Annotated in this window: 1 protein-coding gene; it reads right to left on the bottom strand. The window is 58.9% G+C overall.

What is annotated here, in order from left to right; all coding sequences use genetic code 11:
• Positions 1–170 precede the first annotated feature (170 nt).
• On the bottom strand, positions 171–297 hold a 127-nt coding region (locus EN874_RS33105), incomplete at its 5' end, for a CsbD family protein (protein ID WP_135884744.1).

Raw genomic sequence — 297 nt, 5'->3', positions numbered from 1 at the left:
TTTCTTGCCTTGGCATGAAAAGTCTCCAAAGCGCCGACTTGGCGTCAAACTGGACGAGGCGCCGTCGAGCGTGTTCAATCAACGCTTTCGCCAAGCAATTCCAGACGTGAAAAAGGCCGTCTCGCGACGGCCTCTTCCCTGATGCCACCAAGACATGACAGCTACATGGATCAGAACGTCTTGCGGACCTTGTCCTTCACGTCGCCATAGGCCTTCTGCACCTTGCCGACGAGCTTGTCGGCGGCGCCTTGGACCTGGGTCCGCCGGTTGCCGGTGGCCTTGCCAGATCGGAAGAGC

The sequence above is a fragment of the Mesorhizobium sp. M1D.F.Ca.ET.231.01.1.1 genome, assembly GCF_003999155.2.
GTDB lineage: Bacteria > Pseudomonadota > Alphaproteobacteria > Rhizobiales > Rhizobiaceae > Mesorhizobium.
Note: the sequence above shows the minus strand (reverse complement) of the source record. Positions and strands in the feature narration are given on the sequence as shown.